Below are 920 nucleotides of genomic sequence, written 5' to 3' on the forward strand. Positions count from 1 at the left end.
GTATAAGCTTTGGCTGGCATTGTTTGATGGAATGCCGTATCAAATACTGCAACTTGTGGGAGATTAGGGTGCAGCACTTGTAAGCTCTCGATACCCACTATATTGGCTGGATTATGCAATGGAGCAAGGGGGATGCAGGCTTTGATCTGCTCAAGTACTTGTTCGCTAATCACAACAGATTCGCTAAAGATATTACCGCCGTGAACAACTCTATGTCCGATGGCCTTGAGTTCTTCTTTGATTGGAAAGTGCCGAGCAAGTTTCTCTATTGCTGCTTGTAGGGCAAGCGCATGGCTGTTGCCAAGTTCCGAAGATAGGTTTAATAAGAGGGTTTCTTTCTCACCTGAGTGCTTAACAGTAAGTTTGCCTTCTGTCTGATTAAGCGACTCTGCCAAGCCTTCTGCGAGAAGGCTTGTTTCAGGGTGGGTTGAGTAGAGTGCAAACTTTAAAGATGAACTGCCACAATTGATAACAAGAATAAGGGAGTTAGCCATGCTAAATAAACGTTTCCTAAGTTTATTGGGGTGGCCTGAGTACTAATTCTCTGCAGAAATTTCCAAGGCCCTTCGAGATGATTCGAAATAGATCTCATTGATTTGTTTAGCATTTAACTCGAATTTGGCTAATGCTGTCCAGTCTAACTTTTGCCATTCAGACTGTTCAAAGGCAATTGTGGTGGATAGGGCAAGTCCGGCATTACCTTTTAATAGAGTGAGCGCATCATTTATTCCCGGTGCTAATGAAATATGAGAGACGATATCGCTTAGTGATTGATCAAAAAATGCATCAAGGCAAGAAAGCAGGCCGACGGTGTAAAACTGGTCTTTTAGGCTTGGTTCAATATATTCCGATAGCCTTTCACACATTAGTGCACGTACCAGCGCCATATAGTGCAGCGCTTCGGGCTTGTCGTCCAACTT

2 pseudogenes are annotated in these 920 nt (G+C 43.6%); both read right to left on the bottom strand.

From position 1 onward, the window contains the following. Nucleotides 1-494, bottom strand: a pseudogene (locus tag A3729_RS23425) (acetate kinase); the annotation flags it as partial. 42 nt (nt 495-536) lie between these two features. Beyond that, nucleotides 537-920, bottom strand: a pseudogene (locus A3729_RS23430) (diguanylate phosphodiesterase); the annotation flags it as partial.

Source organism: Oleiphilus sp. HI0043 (assembly GCF_001634935.1).